Origin of the sequence: Rhodomicrobium sp. (genome assembly GCF_047605405.1) — a bacterium.
Taxonomy (GTDB): domain Bacteria; phylum Pseudomonadota; class Alphaproteobacteria; order Rhizobiales; family Rhodomicrobiaceae; genus Rhodomicrobium; species Rhodomicrobium lacus.
This window is the reverse complement of record NZ_JASGFR010000051.1, coordinates 1-22,820: the sequence shown is the minus strand read 5'-3', so window position 1 is coordinate 22,820 and position 22,820 is coordinate 1. Positions and strand designations below refer to the sequence as shown.

Sequence of the window (22,820 nt, the reverse complement as noted above, 5' to 3'; positions counted from 1 at the left end):
GCTTTCGTCGCGTCAAGCGGCGCGCTGAAGATCGGGCGCTGCCTCCCGCCGGTCGGCGCTCTTCAGCCACGTATCGATAAAATGCGCCGTCCACGCGCGGAGCTTCTCACCGTGAAGGGCGTGCGATTCGATATGGCCTTTGGCATTCTGAGCACCCGGATGCGCGAGCTTAGCGGCGCCGCGCACCGTCCAGCCGTGGATCATCGCAAGCGTGATCTCGGGATGGAATTGCAGACCGAAAGCGTTACTGCCGTGGCGAAACGCCTGATTTTCGAACACTTCGCCCGCGGCCAGCCGCACCGAGTCGCGGCAGAGCGAAAAGCCCTCGAAATGCCAGTGATAGACGTGGCTCGGCCATGGCCCCAGAGTCTGGTCGTGCGGATGGATGGGTTCCCATCCCGCCTCCAGATGGCCTGCCGCGTGCGGCGTAACCGTCGCGCCGAGATGCTTCGCCAGCATCTGCGCGCCGAGGCATATGCCGAGGAAGGGTTTGCCCTCGGAAAGCGGTACGCCGATCCAGTCGATTTCGCGACGGATGTAATCGTCGGGATCGTTGGCGCTCATCGGACCGCCGAAGACCATTGCGCCCGCATATCCGTCGAGCGAAGCGGGAAGAGGATCCCCGAAGCGCGGCCGCCTGATGTCGAGGGCATGCCCGTGCGCTCGGAGCAGTTGACCGACGGCTCCCGGCTGGGACTCGCGTCGATGCATGACGACGAGAACAGGCTCCCTGGCATGCTGAGCCGGATTTGCCGGGCCGGTAAATGAAAGCAATTCAGACATGTGTCACTTGCAACAAAACCATGATGCCGGTGCAATACTCAAGACATGTGCCACAATAGCTCGAACGGGAGTATTACCGTTCGAGAATCTACAACCTAAAGGCTACAGGCCGGGGTTTCAACCCCCGACGACGGACCGGCGGACAATAAAGAAGAAAGCTTTCGGCGAAAGGGATCGCGCAATGTCTTCGTTCTATCCTCGCGCCGGAGTTGCGATAGCGGTTTTTCGAGGTCCGGCCACGCTTCTCGTTCGGCGCAGCAAACAGCCCTATGCGGGGATGTGGTCGCTGCCCGGTGGCGCGGTGCTTCTCGGCGAAACCGCGCGCGAGGCAGCATCCCGCGAACTCTTCGAGGAGACGGGGCTTCTTGCCTCGGCTTTGACTTTGGGCGATGTTGCCGATGCGATAGCGCGGGACGACGATGGCGCGGTGATTGCACACTTCATGATTGCCGTTTTCGCGACGGAAGCCGTTACCCGCGCGCCTGTCGCGGGCGGCGATGTTACCGAGGCTTGTTTTTTTACCGACGAGCAGCGCGGACACCTCACCTGCACGCCGGGGCTTGAGACGGCAATACGGAGCGCGAAGGCTGCACTCTGCAAAGGCTCATGATGATAGGCATGACACGGAAATGTCTGAGAGGCGCTGCGGCGATCGCCATGGCGTGGGCGGCCTTCGCAGCGATGCAACCCGCCGAGGCGCAATTCTTCGACAGGTTATTGCAACCGCAACAGCCTCCGCAGCAACAGCGCCGCGCGCCCCCGCGCCAGCAGCCCGCTCCGCCGCCGCCCCAGGTTCAGCAGGAAGCCGCGCCGCAGGGCAAACTCGGCTCCGAAGACCGCCCTTACGACGCACAGCTTTTCCGCCTTGCCGAGATTCTTGGCACCTTGCACTATTTGCGGGAGCTTTGCGGGGCGAATGAGGGGCAGGTCTGGCGCGAGCATATGCGCGAGCTTGTCAGTTCGGAAGGAACGAGCGCGCTGAGGCGGGCCAAGCTCGTCGAAGCCTTCAATCGCGGCTATCGAGACTACTCCCGCACCTACCGGACGTGCACACAGCCGGCACTGGTCGCGATCAAGCGTTTCATGGATCAGGCCACGACCATCACCGACGGGCTCGCCGCGAACGACAAATAGACCTGTCCTCCCCGGATCACCTTGCGTTTAAAGGCAACGGTTTGGCGGAGACAAGCCGATCGACACGACACAATCTGCGGAGCCCACCGACGGCCGACTTGCGGCATGCCCCAATTCAGCACATGGCAACGCGGCGGATTTCATGAAACGAGACAACATTTCCTCATGCCGTCCCCGAAATCATCGCCGGGGACGGCATCAGCCTTTGCGATATCGATGTCAGTCGACCGCTCAGCTATCGGAATCGTCGTCGTCTCGGGCATAGCGCACGTAATAGCGCTTCTGTCCGCGTGCATTCGCGCTCCGCACGCCCGGCCTGTACTGTTTTCGCGCAGCGTAGCGAACCGCGCCGCCATCATCCACATGGCCGCAATCGTTGAAACTGCATCCGTCGCGGAAGCCATGTTTCGCGATGATTGCGCGCGCCTGGTACATGAAAGAGGTCGTCAGCCCCCAACCGCGCTGATCGAAGTCGCAGGCCGCGCCCGAGTAGTGGCGCGAGTTGGGAACATGTCCGCCGTGAGCATGGCAATGGACCGAACGCGGCTTGTAGCCGTGCGCGACGAAGTCGGCGATCAGGGCCTGAAAGCGCCCGGCGAGATGAGCGGCGACGCGGATCGGCCCGGCTGCCGTGGTGATTGTGACGAGGCCGCCGCTACTGCCTCTGCCGAGGCTCGCCTCGCTCGTACCGAGTTGCTTGGCGTGATGACGATGCCGATGGGTTGCGTTGGCCGGAATTGCGAAAAGCATGACAATGGCTGCTGTGAGAAGCAGTCGCATACTCACCTACCTGTTACGAGTGATGACAGAGGATGCTCACACCGGACATGCGCGCTTTCAGCGTCGCGTCGGCGTCGAGGTCATCCTCGCCGGCTTATGTGGCACAGCTTCCGCTGGCGACCGGCGGCCTTTTCGCTAAAGTTTAATTAAGGCGGTGCCGCGGCTCGAAGTTGCCGTGCCAGAAGCCGGGCGGTCGCTCCGGACGCGCTCTGTATTAAAATCCGTTAATTCTTCAGTCCCTTGTCAGGCAAAATGCCTGCGACAATATGTTGTATGCCAGCGCTCGGGTTCTGCGATTTCTACGACGCGATTGGCGCGCGCGATTTCGCTGCGACAGCCCAGCGGAACGGGAAATGTGGCGCACAGGCTTGCCGGGCCGTTTTCGGGAGCAAGGCGCGAACTGGCTCGACGGCGCGCGAGATGCTCAAAAACGATACCCTCGAAAGTCTTGAGCGGAGTTCCTACTTCATCACGAAAAGAATGTTGAGATCCTCTCTCGGCGTGTAGTTCTGCGCCTCCGCGACAAATGTCTCACCCTCTTTCTTAATAAAGAGGCCCGAAATCGCGCAAGTCGAAACAAGAGAAACGCCAGATCCCTTATTGATCTTTAACTTAAATCTCTCGATGGGACCTGCCCAATTTGCACCCGTTCGAAGAATGTACTTTACAGCCTGTCCATTTAGATAGGACGACTTTTCAGCTTTTTCTTTCAGAATACTCCTTACCTTGGCCTTATAAGCCTCATCTGTACACCACTCATCCTCCTTCTCGCTTACAAAGCTTTTGAATACACCCGGTATATAACGATGGCGAATGCGCAGTTCTTTTCCAGCTGGGAATGTCTGCCTCCAGTAGAATGAGGTCTTTACTGTCCACAATGGAACATCTTCCTCTTCATCAATAGTTTCGATAGCGCCAAGCTCAATCAATTTCCGATATATGTTTTCGTTCATTGTCTCCCTATACGGAGAAAGATCGACGTAAAATGGCACTCCGAGCTTTCGCAGATCGTCGGTCACATCTCGGCCGCTTTTCGGCAAGACCGCGCGGATCTCCGGCGTCATTTTCACATCAATGTCATCGACCTGCGTCGTAAACTGAAGAAAGTTGGGGCGTCCGCTGTAGGGAACCGACCACGGACTGAAATGCATTTCTCGCAGCGGGTAGTCCGGCATCGGAAACATCACTGTCGTCGTCACATCGCTTTCAGTACGATTGACGAAAACATATTCGACTTCGATACGCCACGGCGAGATCGTCAAGACTTCCGACTTAATCTGAACAGTCGTGTTTTGGACCGGCATGAGGCCACCCGCCTCCATCGCCGCAGACGTGTCGTTCGCCAAAGCGTCGGAGACCGCCATTACGCAAGCGGCCACAAGGAAAGACCGTGTCCGCATCGTTTTATATCTTCTGATTATATTCGCCGATCTCGGGATAGGTGGCGAGATGCTGGTCGATCTCGGCGAAGATCGCGCGCATGTTCGCGTCCGATGCCGGGCTTTCAACGACGACCACGAGTTCCGGCTTATTCGACGAGGCGCGCACGAGGCCCCAAGTGCCGTCTTCGAGCACGAGGCGGATTCCGTTCACGGTGAGGATTTCGGAAATCTTCTGGCCCGCGATCTCGCCGCCCTGGTCCGCGATCGCCTTGAAATGCGCGATCACGCGGTCGACCACGTCATATTTCTTCTCGTCGTCGCAATGGGGCGACATCGTCGGCGACTGCCACGTCTTCGGCAGGTCGCGGTAAAGCTCCGCCATGGTCTTGTCGGGGTTGCGCGAAAGCATGTCGCAAATCGCGATGGCCGACACGATACCGTCGTCATAGCCGCGCCCGAGCGGCGGGTTGAAGAAATAATGGCCCGACTTCTCGAAGCCGACGAGCGCGCCCGTCTGGTGACTGTAGCGCTTGATATAGGAATGGCCGGTCTTCCAGTAGGCGGTCTGGGCGCCGTTCTTGACGAGCACGGGGTCCGTGGAAAACAGCCCCGTCGACTTCACGTCCACCACGAATTTCGCGTCGTTGTGCAAACCCGAAATATCGCGCGCGAGCATCACGCCCACCTTGTCGGCGAAAATCTCCGTGCCTTCGTTGTCGACCACGCCGCAACGGTCGCCGTCGCCGTCGAAGGCAAGGCCGACATCGGCGCCCGAGAGCCGCACGGCATTTGACACCGCATGCAGCATCTTCAGCGATTCCGGGTTGGGGTTATGGTTGGGGAAGGTGTAGTCGAGATCGGTGTTGAGCGGGATAACCTCCACGCCGAGCTTCGCCAGCACCTCCGGCGCGAAAGCGCCCGCCGTGCCGTTGCCGCACGCAACCACCGCCTTGATCCTGCGCGTGAGGGGCTTGCGGTCGGTGAGATCGGCGATATAGCGTTCGGCGATGTCGCCGTGGAATTGATACGTCCCGCCTTCATGCGGCGCGAAGCGGCCTTCGAGCACGATCGCCTTGAGTTCGCTCATGTCTTCCGGGCCGAAGGTGAGCGGCCGCGCCATGCCGAGCTTGATGCCGGTCCAGCCATTGTCGTTGTGGCTTGCAGTGACCATCGCCACGCCCTCCACTTCAAGCGCGAACTGCGCGAAATAGGCGGTCGGCGAGAGCGCAAGGCCGATATCGTGAACCTCGGCGCCGCCCGCCAGCAGCCCGGCGATGAGCGCGGATTTGATGCTCGACGAATAGGAGCGGTAGTCATGGCCCGTCACGATGCGCACCGGCACGCCCCGCTCGCGCATCAGGGTCGTGAGCCCGATCCCCAGCGCCTGCATTCCCATGAGGTTAATCTCCTGCGGGAACAACCAGCGCGCGTCGTATTCGCGAAAACCCGTCGGTTTGACATAGGGAAGACGCTCGAATTCCGCCGTGTTCGGCCTGATGTCCGTGCGCGGCTTGGGAAATACTGCGGCTGTCATGACGGCTCCGGGGGGGCTTCTGTGATTGAACACTGGCATACCTGCGTTGCACGGGACTGCCAAGTTTGTTCGGTGGCGGCTGTGTCCCGGTCGACGCCGACGCTCTTCGCCGGGATGCATGCAAGAGCGGACACAGTCCGGGTCTTTCCAAGATGCCGATCCGGCTATAAGAGCATGTCGAGCGTCCGAATGCTCCGGCGTACCCGTTCGATGCGAGCCGAAAGTTGGTTTGATTTGAGCGTCCAACGCCGGATGCATCAAATGGCAAGCCCACTTCAGAGAGTTGATCCCGAACTATTCCCACGCCCATGTCGAACGATGATACCGCCACCTGGTCGCGGCTGAAGGCGTTGCCTCGGGCATCGCTTTTCCTTGTCGCGGTGATCGCGCTCGCCTTCGTGGATGTGTTCACGGGATGGAGGCCAGCCGCCTTCATCGCGCTGCCGTTCCTGATCGCCTATTTCGCCTGTGTCTGGAGCCGGATGATCCTGAACGCGAAGATCCTGCTCGCGGGATGCGCGGCGATAGGCATCTTCGCCGCATTGCAGCCTGGGGGCATTGCGATCCTTGGCGCCGGTGCAAGTCGAATGGTTTATCTGCCGACCTTCATTGCGCTGCTCGGCCTTCTGCGCGCGGCGGCAAGCGCGTCCACCCTGATAGCGCTCGCAGGCCGCCACCTCGTGAACCAGCCGCCCTCGCGCCGTTATCTGTCGCTGTCCTTCGGAGCGCATTTCTTCGGCGTCCTGCTCAACATCGGCGGCCTGGCGCTTCTCGTCGAGATGGTGCGCGACGCCAACACGCTGAAAGCGGCGGGCGGCAATGAACGGATCGTCGCCTGGCGCGAGCGGCGCATGACAGCGGCGGCGCTGCGCGGCTTTTCCGCCATCGTGTTCTGGTCGCCGCTCGGCGTTTCCTTCAATCTCCTGCTCGTCTCGGTTCCCGGCTTGACATGGGCGGAAGCAGGGCCGCTTGGCATCCTCGGCGCCACGGCGTTCATTCTGCTCGGCTGGATTTTCGATCAGGTGCAGAAGCCGAAAGGATTTCAGCGGCAGGAACGGCAAAGGATAGCCGGCGGGATGCTCGCGGTCGCCGCATTGATCGGCCATGTCGCGGCGATTTCGGTTGCGACGGGCTTCGTCGAGCGCGAACTGGACCTGTCGTTCCAGACTGCGCTTCTCGTCGCGGTGCCCGTTTACGCCTTCCTGTGGGCGCTCGGCATCTCGATGGCGAGCGCGCGGCCCGCGCCTGTGAAGGCGAGCGCCGCAATCCTCATCGACAAGGGCGTCGCGGCATTTCCGGGCTATGCGAACGAAATCGCGGTCTTCGCGGCGTCGGGCTTCCTGGGCGCTGCCCTCGTCGCGCTCGTGCCGCAGGATGCGATGCGCGCCTTCTTCCACACGATACCGCTGCCGCCCGCGCTGTTCGCCTGCGGACTTTGCCTCAGCGTTGCGGCGATGGGGCAGATCGGGCTCAATCCGATGATCGGCGCGACCATCCTTGCGAGCGCTGTCGCGTCCGTCGACATGCCCGGCCTTTCCAAGACGGCCATCGTGCTTGCCATCGCAGCGGGCTGGACATGCTCGGTCATATCATCGCCGTTCAACTCGTCGCTCGTGATGACCGCGTCGCTCGTCAACCGCCGTCCCGGCGAGGTGGCCTACAAATGGAACGGGCTCTTCACGCTGGCCGCGCTTTTTCTGAGTTGTCTGGTGCTTGCACTCACCCTGCCGCTGGCGCGCTGATCGCAAGCTCGGGCGTGGCTGCCATAATTGCATGCGCAATTTGGCGCTAGTGGAGCGAATTTGACATTTGAGTCCCGGTGGCTGCGAGCTCCCGCTCAAATGTCAAATTCAAAAGCTCCACCAGATCATGATGTTGCTCGCGGTCCTTTCGATTCCGACATTTGCTCGCAAGCGTGCTGCAAACGGATGCAAATGTCGGAATCGGACCACTATACTGCGACAAAACGTGCGAGCGTGGCGGCGCTCACACCGATTTGCCCTTCCTTCAAGTCGACGGCGTCCGCCGTCCTGGCGAGAGAGTCCCGAGATGATCGTTCGCAAGTCGCCGAACATGCTGGCGATGCTGTTTACCTTGCGCGGAACCGTGGTGATTCAGATCTGGCAGCGGCTGCTCATCGTTGCCGCCGTGTCGACCTTCGTGGCCGTCTTCCCGCATGTGTGGTCGGAACCGCTGCCGTCGGTTTCGCTGGCGCCCTTCAGCCTGATCGGCCTTGTGCTGTCCATCTTCCTGGGCTTTCGGAACAACGCCTGCTACGACCGCTGGTGGGAAGCACGCAAGCAATGGGGCCATCTCATCGCTCAGTCGCGGGCGCTCGCTCGCGAGGCGCGTGCGTTGCACGACCCCGAAGTGACGGAGCGGATCGCGCGGCGTTCCATCGGTTTCGCCGCCGTGCTCGCGGCACGCCTTCGCGGGCAAGACGAGGCGGCGGCTTTGAGACCCTGGCTCTCGGAGGCTGAGGCGGTCGCGGTGCTCGCGACCCGCAACCGGCCTCAGGCCGTCCTTCAGCTCCTGACGGTGGAAATCGTCGACGTCCATCGCAGGGGAAACTGCGGCGAGATCCTGCTGCGGATGCTTGAAGACCGCGTGGAGGAAATGAACGCGATCCAGACCGCCTGCGAACGGATCAAGAACACGCCCGCGCCCTTCGCCTATTCGCTGCTGCTGCACCGGACATCGTGGATTTTCTGCCTTGTCTCGCCGTTCGGCCTTTGGGAAACCTGCGGGCTTGCAACGCCGCTTTTCACCCTTGTGCTGGCCTACGCTTTCTTCGGCCTCGACGCCGTCGGCGACGAGCTGGAGGAGCCTTTCGGCCTTTTGCCCAACGGCCTGCCCCTCAATGCCATGGTGCGCACCATCGAGATCGATCTTCTTGAGACGATCGGCGCGAAGGAAATCCCGGAGCCCTTGCAGCCGGTCGACGGCTGGCTTCTCACCTGAATGCGGCGACGCCTATTCCGCCGCCGTGCTCGCATCGGACGCCCGAAGATCCTGCCAGCCCGAGCCGAGCGTGCGCCGGTCGAACGAGACGGACTTCACGATGGCGAACACCGGTTCGCCGACGACAAGCTGAAGCCGCTCCACCGAAAAGCGCGTGAGCCGCGCGACAAGCATCTCGCCCTTGCAGTCGACGCGCAGCTCGACGCTCGGGCCATCCGTAGCGCCCAGCTCCGCCACCACGCCGCGAAACACGTTCAGCGCGCTGACATCGTCCGGCTTCTCGCGCGCAATCATCACGTCACGCGCCTTGATCTGCATTCGGACGTCCTTGCCCTCGGCGATGTCGAGGCGCGGCATCCGCCATTCCCCCGCCCGCGAAACGAGGGTGGTGAGATCGTAATTGGCATCGTGCTTCTCAACCTTGGCGAGGATGACCGCGCCCGCATCGTCGCCGCCCTCCGCTGCCGGGAACAGATCGACGCGCCGCATCAGTTCCAGCGTCGGGCCGAACGCGCGCATCTTGCCTGCCGAGAGGACCACGAGCGTATCGGACAGACGCGCCACTTCCGCCACCGAATGGCTCACATAGACGATGGGGATGCCCGCCTCGTCGCGCAGCCGTTCCAGATACGGCATGATTTCGAGTTTGCGCGCGTCGTCGAGCGAGGCGAGCGGCTCGTCCATGAGGAGCAGCTTTGGCGCGGCCAGGAGCGCTCGACCGATCGCAACGCGCTGCTTCTCGCCGCCGGAGAGCCGGTTCGGGTAGCGCGCGAGAAGGTGATCGATGCCGAGAAGATCGGCGACGCGCGCGAGTTCTGCGCCGCTCTTGTCCACTGCGCCCGCGAACCATGCGCCATAGAGCAGGTTCTGCTTGACGGACAGGTGCGGGAACAGGCGGCCTTCCTGAAACACCATGCCGAGCCTGCGCTTGCAGGCGGGCACGAAGATGCCGCGCGCCGTATCGACAAGCGTCTCGCCGTCGATGACGATACGGCCGCGAGCAGGCCGCGTCAGCCCGGCGATCAGGTTGATGAGCGTGGTTTTGCCCGACCCCGAATGGCCGAACAGCGCGACGAAGCGCCCGTCGGTCGCGAAGTCGACATCGAGCGCGAACGCGCCGAGATTTTGCGCAACGGCGACTTCGATCATGACGTGATGCTCCCTGCGCCGCCCGCGCGCCGGGCCAGCCACTCGGATGCGATCAGCGCCCCCATCGAGATGACGAGCGAAACGAGCGTAAGCCGAAGCGCGCCTTCGTCGCCGCCTGGCACCTGCGTGAAGGTGTAGATCGCCGACGGCAGCGTCTGAGTCTCGCCGGGAATGTTCGAGACGAAAGTTATCGTCGCGCCGAATTCGCCCATGGCGCGCGCGAAGCAAAGGATCATGCCCGCGATGACGCCGGAGGCGATGAGCGGCAGCGTGACTGTGAGGAACACCCACGCCGGACTCGCGCCGAGAGTGCCCGCCGCGTCTTCGAGCCGACGGTCTACGGATTCGAGCGAAAGGCGGATGGCGCGCACCATGAGCGGAAAGCCCATGACAGCGCAGGCGAGCGCAGCGCCCGTCCATCGGAACGAAAAGACGAGTCCGCAGCACTGCTCGAAGAACTGCCCGGCGGGGCCTTTCCTGCCGAAGGAGATAAGAAGCAGATAGCCTGTCACGACGGGAGGCAGGACGAGAGGAAGATGAACGATGCCGTTGAGGAGGGACTTCCCCCAGAATTCGCGCCTCGCCAGCACCCAAGCGATGGCGAGCCCGAAAGGCAGGCTCGCCACGACTGCGACGGTCGCGACCAGGAGGCTCAGCCGGATGGCGGTCCACTCATCCGGGCTGAGCGTCCAGAAGTCGTTCAGGACTTCTTGTCCGCGAGAACGGTGAAGCCCTGCTTCTCGAAGTGAGGCGCGGCCGCAGGCGACTTGATGAAGCTATAGAACGACTTCGCGTCCTCGCCCGCCTTCGTGGTCAGCGCAATCGGATAGATGATCGCGGGATGCGAGGAAGCCGGGAAGGTGGCGATGACCTTTACGTTCGCGTCGGAAACCGCGTCGCTCGCGTAGACGATGCCGAGGGGCGCTTCGCCGCGGCTGACGAGGAGGAGCGCCGCGCGCACGCTTTCGGCCTGCGCGAGCTTGTTTTCCACCTGCGACCAGAGACCCAGCTTTTCGAGCGCGGCCTTGCCGTATTTGCCGGCGGGAACGGACGTGACCTGACCGACCGCGAGGCGCCCGTCTCCGAGGATCTTGCCGAGATCGGCGCCTTCCTTCAGCTCGATCGTCGCGGTGCTATCCTTCGGCGCGATGAGGACGATCGCGTTGCCGAGCAGGTTCGCACGCGTCTGGTTGTCGATCAGCGCCTTCTTCTCTACGTAGTCCATCCAGTCGAGATCGGCGGAGATGAAGATATCGGCTGGCGCATCCTGTTCGAGCTGCTTGGCGAGCGCGGAACTTGCGGCGTAGCTGGTCTTCACGGATTTGCCTTCGTTCGCCTTCTGCCAGTCGGCGGAGATGGCATCGAGCGCGTTCTTCAGGCTCGCCGCGGCGAAGACGATGACGGGTTTCGTTTCCTCGGCGATGGCCTGCGGCACGACGAGCGCAGCCGAGAGAAGCGCGGCGGAGACCGTCGCCATGAAGCGTGATCTGAAGCTCATTCTTTTCCTCATTCGATCCGATATCGGACAGGTGGGTAGATATATCTGCGTCTATATATGCGTTGTATCGCTGTCTATATAGTTGAGGGGAAAAACTGTCGACATCAAACGAGCACGTGTCCGTTCACGGAACCGCTAGGCAAAATGCCCGGCTTCGCGCAAAATGACGCAGCGCGGTTCAGGGACATTCTGCCCGTAGGGCCCAATCGAAAAAACGCATTGTGCGAAGCCGCGCCGTCCGGGTTTTCCTTGCTGAAGACGGCGGGTGAAAAACGAGTTCGTCTCAAAGAGGTGCCATGATCGACACGCTTAGCCCTGCCCTCGGCGGTCTTCCCGATCTCGAGTCCCGCCTGCAGGACGATATCCGCCTTCTCGGCGCGCTCTTGGGCGACACCATCCGCGAGCAGGAGGGCGACGAAGCTTTCCGGATCATCGAGATGATCCGTCGGCTGAGTGTGGCCTTCGAGCGCGAAGCCGATACCGATGCCGCCCGCGCCCTGGACGACATCATGGCCCGCGTCACGCCGGAACAGGCGGTCATCATCGCACGCGCTTTCAGCTATTTCTCGCATCTCGCCAACATCGCCGAGGACAGGCATCGCATCCGCGCGGCGCGGGTCGCGCTGGAACGGCGCCCCGACGAGCAGGAAGGCAGCCTGGACCTCACCTTCGAGCGCCTGGCAAAGGCGGGGATCGTGCCCGACACCGTTTTCGACATGCTGGGGAACAGCCTCGTTTCGCCGGTGCTCACGGCGCATCCGACCGAGGTGCAGCGGCGCAGCATCCTCGACGCGACAAGCTCGATAGAACGCCTGCTCGAAGAACGCGACCGCCTCACCGGGCTCGAACTGAAGCGCAACGAGGCGCTACTGCGCGGACGCGTGCTGCAACTTTGGCAGACGCGGCTTCTGCGCTCCACCCATCTCACCGTCGCCGACGAGATCGAGAACGCGCTGCGCTTTTACAAATCCAGCTTTCTGTCGGAGATTCCCCGCCTTTACGAGACGCTGGAACAGCGCATCGGCAGGCCGCATGTCGGCTCGTTCTTCCAGATGGGATCGTGGATCGGCGGCGACCGCGACGGCAACCCGAACGTCAACGCCGATACGCTGAGGCTCGCACTCAGGCGGCAAAGCGAAATCGCGCTGCGCAACTACCTCACCGAAGTGAATGAACTCGGCATCGAAATGCCGCTGTCCACCCGCCTCACCCAATGCACGCCCGAGCTTCAGGCGCTGGCCGAACGCTCGAACGACAACGATCCGCACCGGGCGGACGAGCCCTACCGCCGCGCGCTCACAGGCATCTATGCCCGGCTCGCGATGACGCTGCGAAAGCTCGCCGACAAATCCGCTCTCCGGCCGCCGCTTACATCCGCCGAGCCTTATGCGAAGGCCGAGGATTTTCTTGCCGACCTCGTCGTGATCGAAGACTCGCTGCTGGCGAACAAGGGCGGCGCGCTGATCGAAACGCGGCTCGGGCCCTTGCGCCGCGCGGTGGAGGTGTTCGGCTTCCATCTCGCCACCGTCGACCTGCGCCAGAACTCCGACAAGCATGAGGAGGTGGTGGGCGAGCTTCTGGCGACAGCGCGCGTCGCACCCGACTACAAGGGACTCGGCGAGGAAGAAAAGCAGGCCGTGCTGCTCTCCGTGCTACGCGATCCGCGCCAGCTTCGCATTCCGACCGCCGCCTATTCCGACCTCGCCGCCTCTGAACTCGCGATCCTCGACACGGCGCGGGCCATGCGGGCAACCTATGGCGAGCGCGCCATACGGCAGTACATCATCAGCCACACCGAGAGCGTGAGCGACCTCCTCGAAGTGATCGTGCTTCAGAAAGAGGCGGGACTGATGAAGGGCGCGCTTGGCGACGCGGACGCGCGCGCGGCGCTGATCGTGGTGCCGCTGTTCGAGACCATCCCCGACCTTCGCCGCGCCGAGCACATCATGCGCGACTTCCTCGCGCTGCCCGGCATCCATTCGCTCGCGGCGGCGGGCGACGGCATTCAGGAAGTCATGCTCGGCTATTCCGACAGCAACAAGGATGGCGGCTTTTTCACGAGCAACTGGGAAGTATGCCGCGCGTCGGTGGCTCTGGAACGGCTCTGCTCGGAAGACGGGCTTCGCCTGCGCCTTTTCCACGGGCGCGGCGGCACGGTGGGACGCGGCGGCGGCCCGACCTATCAGGCCGTATTGGCGCAGCCCGCAGGCACGGTAAACGGCCAGATCCGCATCACGGAACAGGGCGAGGTGATCGCGTCGAAATATGCGCATGCGGAAATCGCCCGCCGCAATCTCGAGTCGCTTGCCGCCGCATCCATCGAAGCGACGTTGCTGTCGCCCCGGCAGCCCGTCCCGCCCGAGTTCCTCGAAGCGGCCGAGGAGCTTTCGGCGCTGAGCATGAAATCCTATCGCGCGCTGGTCTACGATCTGGAGGGGTTCGACGCCTTCTTTTTCGCCGCAACTCCCATCGCGGAAATTGCGGAACTCAACATCGGCTCGCGCCCCGCCTCCAGAAAGGCGAACCAGCGCATCGAGGATCTGCGCGCGATCCCCTGGAGCTTCTCATGGGGGCAGGCGCGTGCGGCCCTTCCCGGCTGGTACGGCTTCGGCACGGCGGTGCGCGCCTACGCGAAGGAAGCCCCGTTCGAGCGCACCGCGCTCTTGCGGCGCATGCGGCGGGAGTGGCCGTTCTTCCGCACGCTGCTCTCCAACATGGACATGGTGCTTGCAAAGGCGGACATGCGGATCGCGCGCCGCTATGCCGATCTCGTGCCGGACAGACAGCTTGCAAGCCGTGTGACGGGAGCGCTGCTCGTGGAATGGAACGCCACCGTCGAAGCGTTGAACATCATCACCGGCTCGCCGGATCGCCTTGCCGACAATCCGCCGCTCGCGCGCGTGATCTCGCGGCGCATCCCGTATATCGCGCCGCTGAACCATCTCCAGGTCGAGTTGCTGCGACGCTGGCGGCGTGGCGATCACGCGGAGAAGATCCGTCTCGCGATCCAGATTTCGATCAACGGCGTGGCCGCCGGCATCAGGAATACGGGTTAGCCGCCTTTCGCGCTGCTATGCATTCATGGATACGACTTTGCCAGCTATAGCGCGATATATATAGCTCAAACGCGAGTTGAGAAATGTGTAACTAATTATACAACATTGCCTTGAATCCGCACTTGCAGTTTCCCGGAAAAGCCATATTTTACGATGCGACTTTATACTGATCGTTTGAAGAAGGAACCGCCCGATGAAAGTCAGCGCCCGGAATGTGTTCACCGGTAAAATAACGAAAGTTATCAAGGGGGCGACGACGGCTCATGTGGTCCTCGATGTCGGTGGCACACCGATCACGGCCTCGATCACGAATGAATCCGTCGAAGATCTGGGCCTGAAAGAAGGTCAGGAGGCATCGGCGATCATCAAGTCTTCCGATGTCATCATCGCTGTAAAGTAAGTTTTGCACTCCGCCAACCGAGGAAGCGCGGTCGTCATCACTCGCGCTTTTCTTTGGATGGATAATCCCTGAAAAAAAAAGCAGCGCTGCAATTGCCGCGCTGCTTTTTTCAATCTACACGCGATCCGCCGTCTCGATTTCGCGGCCACGTCCGGCGTTGATGAAGAAATTGCGGATTTCCGGCCGGCGTTCGAGCTGAATCCGGTAGATCGCCCCCGCCGCCCGCGTAAACTCGCCGTCCCGGCCAAGGATCGCCTCGCCATATTCAAGAATGCGCAGGTTCGGCCATGCCTTGTCCCGCATCGCCAGAATGTGCTGCATGATCGTGTCGGCGGACAGCACCGTTTGCGACTGAGCCAGAAGCAGCGCCATCATGGCGGTCGAGCGCGAAATTCCCATGTGGCAATGAACGAGCAGGTGCCTGAGGCTTCCGGCCTCGGCTTCCGAATCGCGGCCGAACGCAAGCATTTTGGCCACGTCATCGGGCGTGGGAGCGACGTGTCCGGCAGTGTCCTCTATGATGTCGTGAAACCGCATCTCAAGTCGAGCATGCTCCCCATAAGCGCCGAATGCCTCCGGCTCAGGCTCGTCGGGATCGAGAATCGACAGAACATGGCTCACCTCGCGCGACGAATGCCCGGCCAGTTCCTCAAGACCGCAGACAGTGGTGAGGAACGGCGTTTCGATTAGCGGCATCGTGGAATTTCCCCTTCGACAGATCGGCTCCCGCGGACCTCTTATAGCCCAAAATCGGAGCGCCGCGGACCGAAACAAGCCCGATTTCGAAAATTGCGCCAGACTGGGAGCCTGCGTTATCTTCGTACAAAAAGGCGTCCAGCTTATACCAAAGAAGCAAGCTTCCGCTTCTTTGGATGGCCTATTTGCCGCAGTTCGCATCTTGCGGAACAGGCGCCTGTTTGAGCACTATGCGGGCAATTCTGGAGGATTGCTGATGACTTCGCCAAACCCGGCTCAAAGCCGCTATTTCGACGTTTACGAGAGCTGGAAGCGCGACCCGGAAGGTTTCTGGGCAGATGCCGCGCGCGAGATCGACTGGTTCGAGCAGCCGAAGAAGATCTTCGACGCGAACGAAGGCGTTTACGGGCGCTGGTTCACGGGCGGCGTCACGAACACCGCGTATAACGCCATCGACCGCCATGTGAAGAACGGCCGCGCCGATCAGCCCGCCATCATCTATGACAGCCCCGTCACCGGCCAGGTTCGCATTCTGACCTATGCCGACCTTCTGACGGAAGTGGCGACCTTCGCCGGCGTGCTGAAGGAAAAGGGCATCGGCAAGGGCGACCGCGTCATCGTTTACATGCCGATGATCGCCGAGGCGCTGATTGCGATGCTGGCCTGCGCCCGCATCGGCGCGATCCATTCCGTGGTGTTCGGCGGCTTCGCGGCGAACGAGCTTGCCATCCGCATCGAGGACACGCAGGCGAAGGCGATCGTCACCGCGTCCTGCGGCATCGAGGTGACGCGCGTCGTCCATTACAAGCCGCTCCTCGATCACGCCATCGAGCTTTCCTCGGTGAAGCCCGAGGTCTGCATCATCGTGCAGCGTCCGCAGGAACTCGCGACGCTCATCGAAGGCCGCGACTACGATTACGCGGCGCTCGTCGAAGACGCGAAGGCGCGCGGCGTCACGGCCCCTTGCGAACCGATGGCATCGACCGATCCAGCCTACATTCTCTACACGTCCGGCACCACGGGGCGCCCCAAGGGCGTCGTCCGCGACGTCGGCGGCCATATGGTCGCGCTCAAATGGACGATGAAGAACCATTACGACATCGATCCGGGCGAAGTGTTCTGGGCCTCGTCGGACGTGGGCTGGGTCGTCGGCCACTCGTACATCGTTTACGGTCCGCTGCTGCACGGCGCGACGACCATCGTCTACGAAGGCAAGCCCGTCGGCACGCCGGATGCAGGCGCCTTCTGGCGCGTGATCTCGCAGCACAAGGTGAAGGCGCTGTTCACCGCGCCGACCGCGTTCCGCGCGATCAAGAAGGAAGATCCGCAAGGCTCTTTCCTTGGCAATTACGACATTTCGAGCCTGAAATACCTGTTCCTTGCGGGCGAGCGCGCGGACCCGAACACCGTGCAGTGGGCCGAAGACCTGCTGAAGGTTCCGGTCATCGACCATTGGTGGCAGACGGAAACGGGTTGGGCCATCGCGGGGAACTGCGCAGGGCTCGGCGCGCTGCCGATCAAGCTCGGCTCGCCCACCTATCCGCTGCCGGGCTACGAGCTTCACGTGCTGAACGAGTCGAACGAGGAAGTCGCGCGCGGCCAGACCGGCGCGCTGTCGATCCGCCTGCCGATGCCGCCCGGCTGTCTGCCGACGCTGTGGAACAACGAGCAGGGCTTCATCGAAAGCTACCTCGTCGAATATCCGGGCTACTACAAGACCGCCGACGCGGGCTATATCGATGAAGACGGCTATGTCTTCGTGATGGCGCGCACCGACGACATCATCAACGTGGCGGGCCATCGCCTTTCCACCGGCGCCATCGAGGAAGTGGTCGCGAACCATCCCGACGTCGCCGAATGCGCCGTGATCGGCGTGGCGGACGGTCTCAAGGGGCAGGTCGCCGCCGGCTTCGTGCTGCTGAAGTCGGGCGTCGTGCGCGAGATCAACGTGATCGAGAAAGAGATCGTCGCCATGGTGCGCGATCAGATCGGCCCGGTGGCGGCATTCAAGACCGTGCTGACGGTAAACCGGCTGCCGAAGACGCGCTCGGGCAAGATCCTGCGCGGCACGATGCGCAAGATCGCCGACGGCGAGGCGTACAAGATGCCCGCCACCATCGACGATCCGGCGATCCTCGAAGAAATCGCGGCCGCGCTCAAGGCGAAGGGCTTCGGGACTTCGAGCGAAGCCGCGTAAGGGCTTACACACGGAGGCTTCCGCCTCCTTCGGGCATTCAAAGCCCCCGTTCGGCTCGTCCGGGCGGGGGCTTTTTTGTCGAGGGAGAAGGACGACGCGCGCAAACAGATCCGATCTGAGTTGGAAGCCGACACCCCCGAACGACACGTCGTCGCCCCGAAGCCGCGCATCGGGCGGATCGAGGATGGTGCTTATTGGCTAAATAGCCACAGTCGCAGGGGCAAGGGGCCACGCAGGACCGGACGGACCTTTTGCCGCGAGCCAGGCTCGTGTATTGGATTTTGGCGCTTTGACGCTAGCGGTCCGAACCCGACATCGGCTTAGCTCTGTCGCAACCTTCGCAGGCAAATGCCGGAGTGAGAACTCGCAGCAAGTCAAATTCGCTCCGCCAGGGCTGGGCGGCGCAGGGGCACGGGCACAGGGGCAGGGCACGGGGGAATGCGTATGAGATGTTGGATCGCGCTGCTTCCGGCGCTTGCGGCCGGGCTCGTGGCGGGGACGGTCTCCGCAACCGCGTTGGAAAACTGGGTCGACAACCGCCCGGTTTTCGAGAGCGACATCCGAAAGCAGGCGGAGCAGGAGGAGGCCGAGCGTGCCGAGCGGCGCAAGTCCCTTGCCCCGGTTGTCTATCCGAAATTCATGGATGGCGGCGATCGACCCGAGATCAAGCCCGCCGAACCGCCGATCGTCTACTTCAATCAGAACGAGGAAGTCGGCTCCATCATCGTCGACACCCAGAACCGCAGGCTCTATTTCGTGCTGCCCGGCAAAAGAGCCTATGAATATCCGGTCTCGGTCGGTCGCGATGGCTTTACCTGGTCCGGCACGGAGCGTATCACGCGCGTGGCGGCGTGGCCGTCCTGGACGCCGCCGCCGGAAATGCACAAGCGCCAACCCGGTCTGCCGATCACGGTGTCGGGCGGCTTGCGCAACCCTCAGGGCGCGCGCGCGCTCTACCTGGGCAATACCATATACCGCATCCACGGCACCAACAACGACCGGACCGTCGGGCGGGCAAACTCGTCCGGCTGCTTCCGCCTGACAAACGAACACGTGGTGCATCTGGCATCGATCGCAAAGGTCGGGACCAAGGTGAAGGTGCTGCCGTTCTACAAGGGCGGGGTCAGCCAGAGCGCCCCGCTGTCGTCGCTGTTCAGCTCGTCATCGAATGCCGAGCAGTCGTCCGCTGCGACGGTGAGTCGTTGAAAGCCGGAAGTCGTCCGCTTTCCGACAAGACGGGACGCACGGCTGATGCGCCGCAAGCTCAGCGAATGCCATCGCGAGGGCGGCGGCGGAAAAGCGTGACGTTCAAGACTACTCTGCCTGGCTGAACTGTCCCGCGCGCTCGCCTTCCGCAGCCGCGCGCCGCGAAACTTCCACCAGCACGCCGTCGTTGAGTTGCAGAACGCGATCCATCCGCCCGGCCAGCTCGAAATTATGCGTGGCGATGAGCGCGGCGACGCCCGAATTGCGGATGAAGAACACGAGTTCGTCGAACACCCGGTCGGCTGTGTGCGGATCGAGGTTGCCCGTCGGCTCGTCGGCGAGCAGCACGCACGGGCTGTTCGCGACCGCGCGCGCGATGGCCACGCGCTGCTGTTCGCCGCCCGACAGTTCGGCGGGGCGATGCGAGGCGCGCTCGTAAAGGCCGAAGGTCGAGAGCAGTTCCAGAGCGCGTTCCTTCGCATCCTTCCGGCGCGCGCCCGCGAGAAGCTGCGGCATCATCACGTTTTCCAGCGCCGAAAATTCCGGCAGGAGGTTGTGAGACTGATAGACGAAGCCGATCTCGTTGCGGCGCACGCGCGTGCGGTCCTTGTCGTTCAGCGCGGTGCAATCGACGCCGTTCAGCAGCACGGCGCCACCGCCCGGCTTTTCGAGCAGGCCCGCCATATGCAGAAGCGACGATTTGCCGGAGCCGGACGGGCCGACGAGCGCAACGGCCTCGCCGTCGCAGATTTCGGCAGAGGCGCGGCGCAGCACCTCCAGCGTGCGGTTGCCCTGCTCGTAGGTGCGCTCAAGCTCCACGAGTTGCAGAACGGGCCTCGTGCCCGCGAAATCGCGCGTGACGGTTTTCATTCGTAGCGCAGAGCCTCCACGGGATCGAGACGCGCCGCCTGAAGCGCGGGATAGATCGTTGCGCCCATCGAAAGCAGCAGCGCGATCACGACGACCACGATCACTTCGGCGGGATCGAGCTGCGACGGCAGGCTCGACAGGAAATAGACGCTCGGATCGAACAGGTGCGTGTTCGTGAGCCAGGACACCAGCTGGCGAATGTCTTCGAGGTGCAGGCTTATGAGCACGCCGAGGATCACCCCGACAAGCGTGCCGATCAGCCCGATGCTCGTGCCCGAAATGAAGAACACGCGCATGACCGCCCCACGCGTCGCGCCCATGGTGCGCAACACGGCGATGTCGCGTCCCTTGTTCTTCACGAGCATGGTGAGGCCGGAGATGATGTTGAGCGTCGCCACCAGCACGATGAGCATCACGATGATGAACATCACGTTCCGCTCGACCTTGAGCGTGTTGTAGAAGGTGGCGTTGCGCTGCCGCCAGTCGGTGAGCAGCATGTCGGGGCCGCCCGCGTCCTGCAATGCGCCGCGCATCGCCTCCACATTGTCCGGGTTGTCGATCACCACTTCCAGCACGTGCACCGCTTCGCCGAGATTGAAGAAGCCCTGCGCTTCCTTCATCGGCATGAAGGCGATGGAGCCGTCATATTCCGACATGCCCATCTCGAAGACGGCGGCGACCCGATAGCGCTTCACGCGCGGCGCTGTTCCGAACGGCGTCGAAGCACCTCGCGGCGCGAGCAGCGTCACCTCGCTGCCGACGAAGACATTGAGCGTGTTCGCAAGGCGCGTGCCGATAGCGATGCCGCCAGAATCGTCGAAGCCGTCGAGCGTGCCGTAGCGGATATTGCCCGAAATCGACTTCAAGGCTTCGAGGTCGCGGCCCATGAGCCCGCGCACGATCACGCCGGAGGAGCCGCTCTGCGAGGAGATCATCACCTGTCCCTCGACGACCGCGAGCGCATGGTCGACGCCCTTCACGGCGTTAAGCCGCTTCGCAACCTCGTCATAATCGGTGAAGGGGCGAGCGAGAGGCCTCACGATGACATGGCCGTTGAGCCCGAGGATCTTGTCGAACAGTTCCTTGCGGAAGCCGTTCATGACCGAAAGCACAATGATGAGCGTCGCCACGCCGAGCGCGATACCGAGCACGCAGAAGAACGCGATGACGGACACCGAGCCCTTCTTGCGGCGCGCGCGCAGATAGCGGAAAGCAAGCAGCCATTCGAACGGCGCGAACGCGCCCGGTTCTTTCACGGCTTTTTCTGTCATGCCTCGTCCCGCGTGTTGATTATCGACAGGCATCCGCGCACACGCGACTTCGCGACCGCAACGCCGGGCTGTGTGTTGCAACGGATTTATGGCTGCATCAAGGGCGAAAATGCGTCCTTGCCGGGGCGTCACGCGCGGGCGATATCGAAAAGGGGTCGCGTCGGCTGCGATGATGCGTCCCGGTCGTGCGCCGTATCTGCCTGAAAGTATAGGTTGCGCGAGGAGAACAGAAGCGGCCAGATTGTGCTTTTACCAGCGGGAAACGAAGATGGCGGCAAAAACGTCGGTTTTGTTCGTGTGCCTCGGCAATATCTGCCGGTCGCCGCTTGCCGAAGCGGCCTTCCGGGCCGAAGCGAGGAAACTCGGTCTCGACGTCGAAGTCGATTCGGCGGGGACGGGTGACTGGCATGTGGGCGAGCCGCCCGACCGGCGCGCGCAGGCGGTGGCGCGAAAGAACGGCGAGGACATCGGCGGTTACCGCGCACGGCTTGTCACGCCGGACGACTTCCGCCGTTTCACGCATATCATCGCCCTCGACGGATCGAACCTGTCCGTGCTGCGCTCGATGCGTCCTTCCGACGGCAACGCGAAACTTGCGCTCCTGCTCGACTACGTGGACGAGCGCAGGGGCGAGGCGGTTGCGGACCCGTACTACGGCGACGAAGCAGGGTTCGACACCACCTGGGGGGATGTGACCGAAGGGGCGAAGGCGCTGGCGCGTGCCCTGTCCGAAGGACAATGAGCGCGCGGGCTCCCCTGCCACTGCAAGGCGGCGCCCGCATTGCGGCCGAAGAGCATTGAACCCTGTTAACACTTTCGCGTTGTAACTCTTGTGGGCGGTCGCAGCGAGGATAGCCAGATGTCGGGTCTTACAGCACTCGGCAAGGCGGGTGCCACGCTTCTGGGCGACACACTCGCGATGGAGACCGCGCTCGGCGGCGGTTCGCTGTCGGAGATCGTGCGCATTCGTCTCGCCAGCGGGCGCGAGGCGGTCGTGAAAGGCGGCGGTCGGCCAGAGATCGAAGCTCGGATGCTGCGGGCCATTGCGGACGCAGGCGCGCCCGCGCCGGTCGTGCTGGCGGTGGGCGATGGTGTGCTAGTGGTTGAGGCCGTCGACACGGGCGGATCGATCAGCCAGGCGTGGCCGCAGATCGGCGCAGCGCTGGCCACGCTCCATGCCGCGAAGGGTGATGCATGCGGCTGGGACGAAGACTACGCCTTCGCGCGTGTCGCCATAGAGAACCGCCGGATGCGGAGCTGGCCCGCCTTCTGGGCCGAGCGGCGTCTCCTCGTGAATGTTCCGCATGTGGATGCCGCCGTCGCCCGCCGCATCGAAGCGCTGGCGAAAGCGCTGCCCGACCGGTTGCCGCAACTATCAGCCCCTAGCCTCCTCCACGGGGATCTGTGGGGCGGCAATGTGCTCGTGGCGCGAGGCGGCGCGGTGTCTTTCATCGATCCCGCCTGCTATTTTGGCCATGGCGAGGTCGATATCGCGATGCTGAACCTGTTCGACACGCCGCCGCCCGCCTTCTACGACGCCTACGGCCCGCTCGAACCGGGCTTCGACGAGCGCCAGCCAATTTACAGGCTGTGGCCCGCGCTCGTGCATCTGAGGCTGTTCGGCTCAGCCTATCTCGGCATGGTTCAGCGGTTGCTTGCGGCGGCGAGGGTTTGAGGGCGCGCTTTCGCCTTGCATAAATTAGGCGCGGCGGCGCTGGGCATTTTGCCCAATGGAAAAGGCGTGCCGTGACTTAAGGGCGATTGACCTTACGCAACGGGAAGCCCAAAGGCTGCCTTTCGCGGTAGAGCTTGTTGCCCCGCGCATCGAGAAGGCCGGTGAACAGTTCTTTTTCCTGCTCGTGGACCGTAAGCGTGTGACCGTTCCCCTGCTCGTAATCGTAGA

20 protein-coding genes are annotated in these 22,820 nt (G+C 62.7%); 10 read left to right on the top strand and 10 right to left on the bottom strand.

Features of this window, described 5'->3' with window-relative positions; all coding sequences use genetic code 11:
* Positions 1-12: 12 nt before the first annotated feature.
* Positions 13-783 (bottom strand): glutamine amidotransferase, encoded by a 771-nt coding sequence (locus tag QM659_RS15540; RefSeq protein WP_415189111.1) that lies wholly within the window; start codon positions 781-783, stop codon positions 13-15.
* A gap of 181 nt (positions 784-964) precedes the next feature.
* Between QM659_RS15540 and QM659_RS15535 the strand changes: the two genes are divergently transcribed.
* On the top strand, positions 965-1,393 hold the full coding sequence (locus tag QM659_RS15535) for an NUDIX hydrolase (RefSeq protein WP_415189110.1): 429 nt from the start codon (positions 965-967) through the stop codon (positions 1,391-1,393).
* Between the two features lie 8 nt (positions 1,394-1,401).
* On the top strand, positions 1,402-1,917 hold the full coding sequence (locus QM659_RS15530) for a TIGR02301 family protein (RefSeq protein ID WP_245434036.1): 516 nt from the start codon (positions 1,402-1,404) through the stop codon (positions 1,915-1,917).
* 231 nt (positions 1,918-2,148) lie between these two features.
* Here QM659_RS15530 and QM659_RS15525 read toward each other — a convergent pair whose 3' ends face one another.
* The 3 genes from QM659_RS15525 to QM659_RS15515 all read right to left on the bottom strand — a co-directional run bounded on the left by QM659_RS15525 (position 2,149) and on the right by QM659_RS15515 (position 5,613).
* On the bottom strand, positions 2,149-2,697 hold the full coding sequence (locus tag QM659_RS15525) for a hypothetical protein (RefSeq protein WP_303484772.1): 549 nt from the start codon (positions 2,695-2,697) through the stop codon (positions 2,149-2,151).
* A gap of 461 nt (positions 2,698-3,158) precedes the next feature.
* Positions 3,159-4,061: a DUF4424 family protein gene (locus QM659_RS15520; RefSeq protein ID WP_415189109.1), complete on the bottom strand. Its 903-nt coding sequence runs from the start codon at positions 4,059-4,061 to the stop codon at positions 3,159-3,161.
* A 40-nt stretch (positions 4,062-4,101) separates the two neighbouring features.
* Positions 4,102-5,613 carry a phosphomannomutase/phosphoglucomutase gene (locus QM659_RS15515; RefSeq protein WP_415189108.1) on the bottom strand — a complete coding sequence of 504 codons (1,512 nt, stop codon included), beginning with the start codon at positions 5,611-5,613 and terminating at the stop codon, positions 4,102-4,104.
* Positions 5,614-5,921: 308 nt separating this feature from the next.
* Here QM659_RS15515 and QM659_RS15510 point away from each other — a divergent pair, with 308 nt between their 5' ends.
* Positions 5,922-7,355, top strand: a complete 1,434-nt coding sequence (locus QM659_RS15510; protein WP_415189107.1) for a hypothetical protein — start codon at positions 5,922-5,924, stop codon at positions 7,353-7,355.
* A gap of 307 nt (positions 7,356-7,662) precedes the next feature.
* Positions 7,663-8,574, top strand: a complete 912-nt coding sequence (locus tag QM659_RS15505; RefSeq protein ID WP_415189106.1) for a bestrophin family protein — start codon at positions 7,663-7,665, stop codon at positions 8,572-8,574.
* Between the two features lie 12 nt (positions 8,575-8,586).
* Here the strand turns inward: QM659_RS15505 and modC are convergent, their stop codons facing one another.
* Genes modC through modA form a run of 3 tightly spaced genes read right to left on the bottom strand, consistent with a single transcriptional unit; the run spans position 8,587 to position 11,221 of the window.
* Entirely contained in the window at positions 8,587-9,723 is a 1,137-nt protein-coding gene (modC, locus tag QM659_RS15500) for a molybdenum ABC transporter ATP-binding protein (RefSeq protein ID WP_415189105.1), read from the bottom strand.
* Entirely contained in the window at positions 9,720-10,427 is a 708-nt protein-coding gene (modB, locus tag QM659_RS15495; protein ID WP_303488158.1) for a molybdate ABC transporter permease subunit, read from the bottom strand. Before modB ends, modC begins: the two co-directional genes overlap by 4 nt.
* A complete protein-coding gene (gene modA, locus QM659_RS15490) occupies positions 10,424-11,221 on the bottom strand; it encodes a molybdate ABC transporter substrate-binding protein (protein ID WP_415189104.1) in 798 nt (265 codons plus the stop codon). The genes modB and modA overlap by 4 nt, the downstream gene beginning before the upstream one ends.
* 296 nt (positions 11,222-11,517) lie before the next feature.
* Here modA and ppc point away from each other — a divergent pair, with 296 nt between their 5' ends.
* Both ppc and QM659_RS15480 read left to right on the top strand, forming a co-directional pair.
* Positions 11,518-14,277, top strand: coding sequence for a phosphoenolpyruvate carboxylase (ppc, locus tag QM659_RS15485; protein WP_415189103.1), 2,760 nt, complete (start codon positions 11,518-11,520; stop codon positions 14,275-14,277).
* 193 nt (positions 14,278-14,470) lie between these two features.
* On the top strand, positions 14,471-14,677 hold the full coding sequence (locus QM659_RS15480; RefSeq protein WP_127077764.1) for a TOBE domain-containing protein: 207 nt from the start codon (positions 14,471-14,473) through the stop codon (positions 14,675-14,677).
* A 114-nt stretch (positions 14,678-14,791) separates the two neighbouring features.
* On the opposite strand, the gene QM659_RS15475 is transcribed toward QM659_RS15480, so the two are convergent.
* A complete protein-coding gene (locus tag QM659_RS15475; RefSeq protein ID WP_303484745.1) occupies positions 14,792-15,373 on the bottom strand; it encodes a tyrosine phosphatase family protein in 582 nt (193 codons plus the stop codon).
* A gap of 256 nt (positions 15,374-15,629) precedes the next feature.
* Here QM659_RS15475 and QM659_RS15470 point away from each other — a divergent pair, with 256 nt between their 5' ends.
* Both QM659_RS15470 and QM659_RS15465 read left to right on the top strand, forming a co-directional pair.
* Positions 15,630-17,570 carry a propionyl-CoA synthetase gene (locus tag QM659_RS15470; protein WP_415189102.1) on the top strand — a complete coding sequence of 647 codons (1,941 nt, stop codon included), beginning with the start codon at positions 15,630-15,632 and terminating at the stop codon, positions 17,568-17,570.
* Positions 17,571-18,014: 444 nt separating this feature from the next.
* A complete protein-coding gene (locus QM659_RS15465) occupies positions 18,015-18,776 on the top strand; it encodes a L,D-transpeptidase (protein ID WP_415189101.1) in 762 nt (253 codons plus the stop codon).
* Positions 18,777-18,884: 108 nt separating this feature from the next.
* Here QM659_RS15465 and QM659_RS15460 read toward each other — a convergent pair whose 3' ends face one another.
* Positions 18,885-19,646, bottom strand: a complete 762-nt coding sequence (locus QM659_RS15460) for an ABC transporter ATP-binding protein (RefSeq protein WP_415189100.1) — start codon at positions 19,644-19,646, stop codon at positions 18,885-18,887.
* Positions 19,643-20,917 (bottom strand): lipoprotein-releasing ABC transporter permease subunit, encoded by a 1,275-nt coding sequence (locus QM659_RS15455; protein ID WP_127077774.1) that lies wholly within the window; start codon positions 20,915-20,917, stop codon positions 19,643-19,645. Before QM659_RS15455 ends, QM659_RS15460 begins: the two co-directional genes overlap by 4 nt.
* Before the next feature lie 268 nt (positions 20,918-21,185).
* Here QM659_RS15455 and QM659_RS15450 point away from each other — a divergent pair, with 268 nt between their 5' ends.
* On the top strand, positions 21,186-21,659 hold the full coding sequence (locus QM659_RS15450; RefSeq protein ID WP_127077776.1) for a low molecular weight protein-tyrosine-phosphatase: 474 nt from the start codon (positions 21,186-21,188) through the stop codon (positions 21,657-21,659).
* A gap of 117 nt (positions 21,660-21,776) precedes the next feature.
* Positions 21,777-22,592, top strand: a complete 816-nt coding sequence (locus QM659_RS15445; protein ID WP_415189099.1) for a fructosamine kinase family protein — start codon at positions 21,777-21,779, stop codon at positions 22,590-22,592.
* The last annotated feature ends 228 nt before the right edge of the window (positions 22,593-22,820 follow it).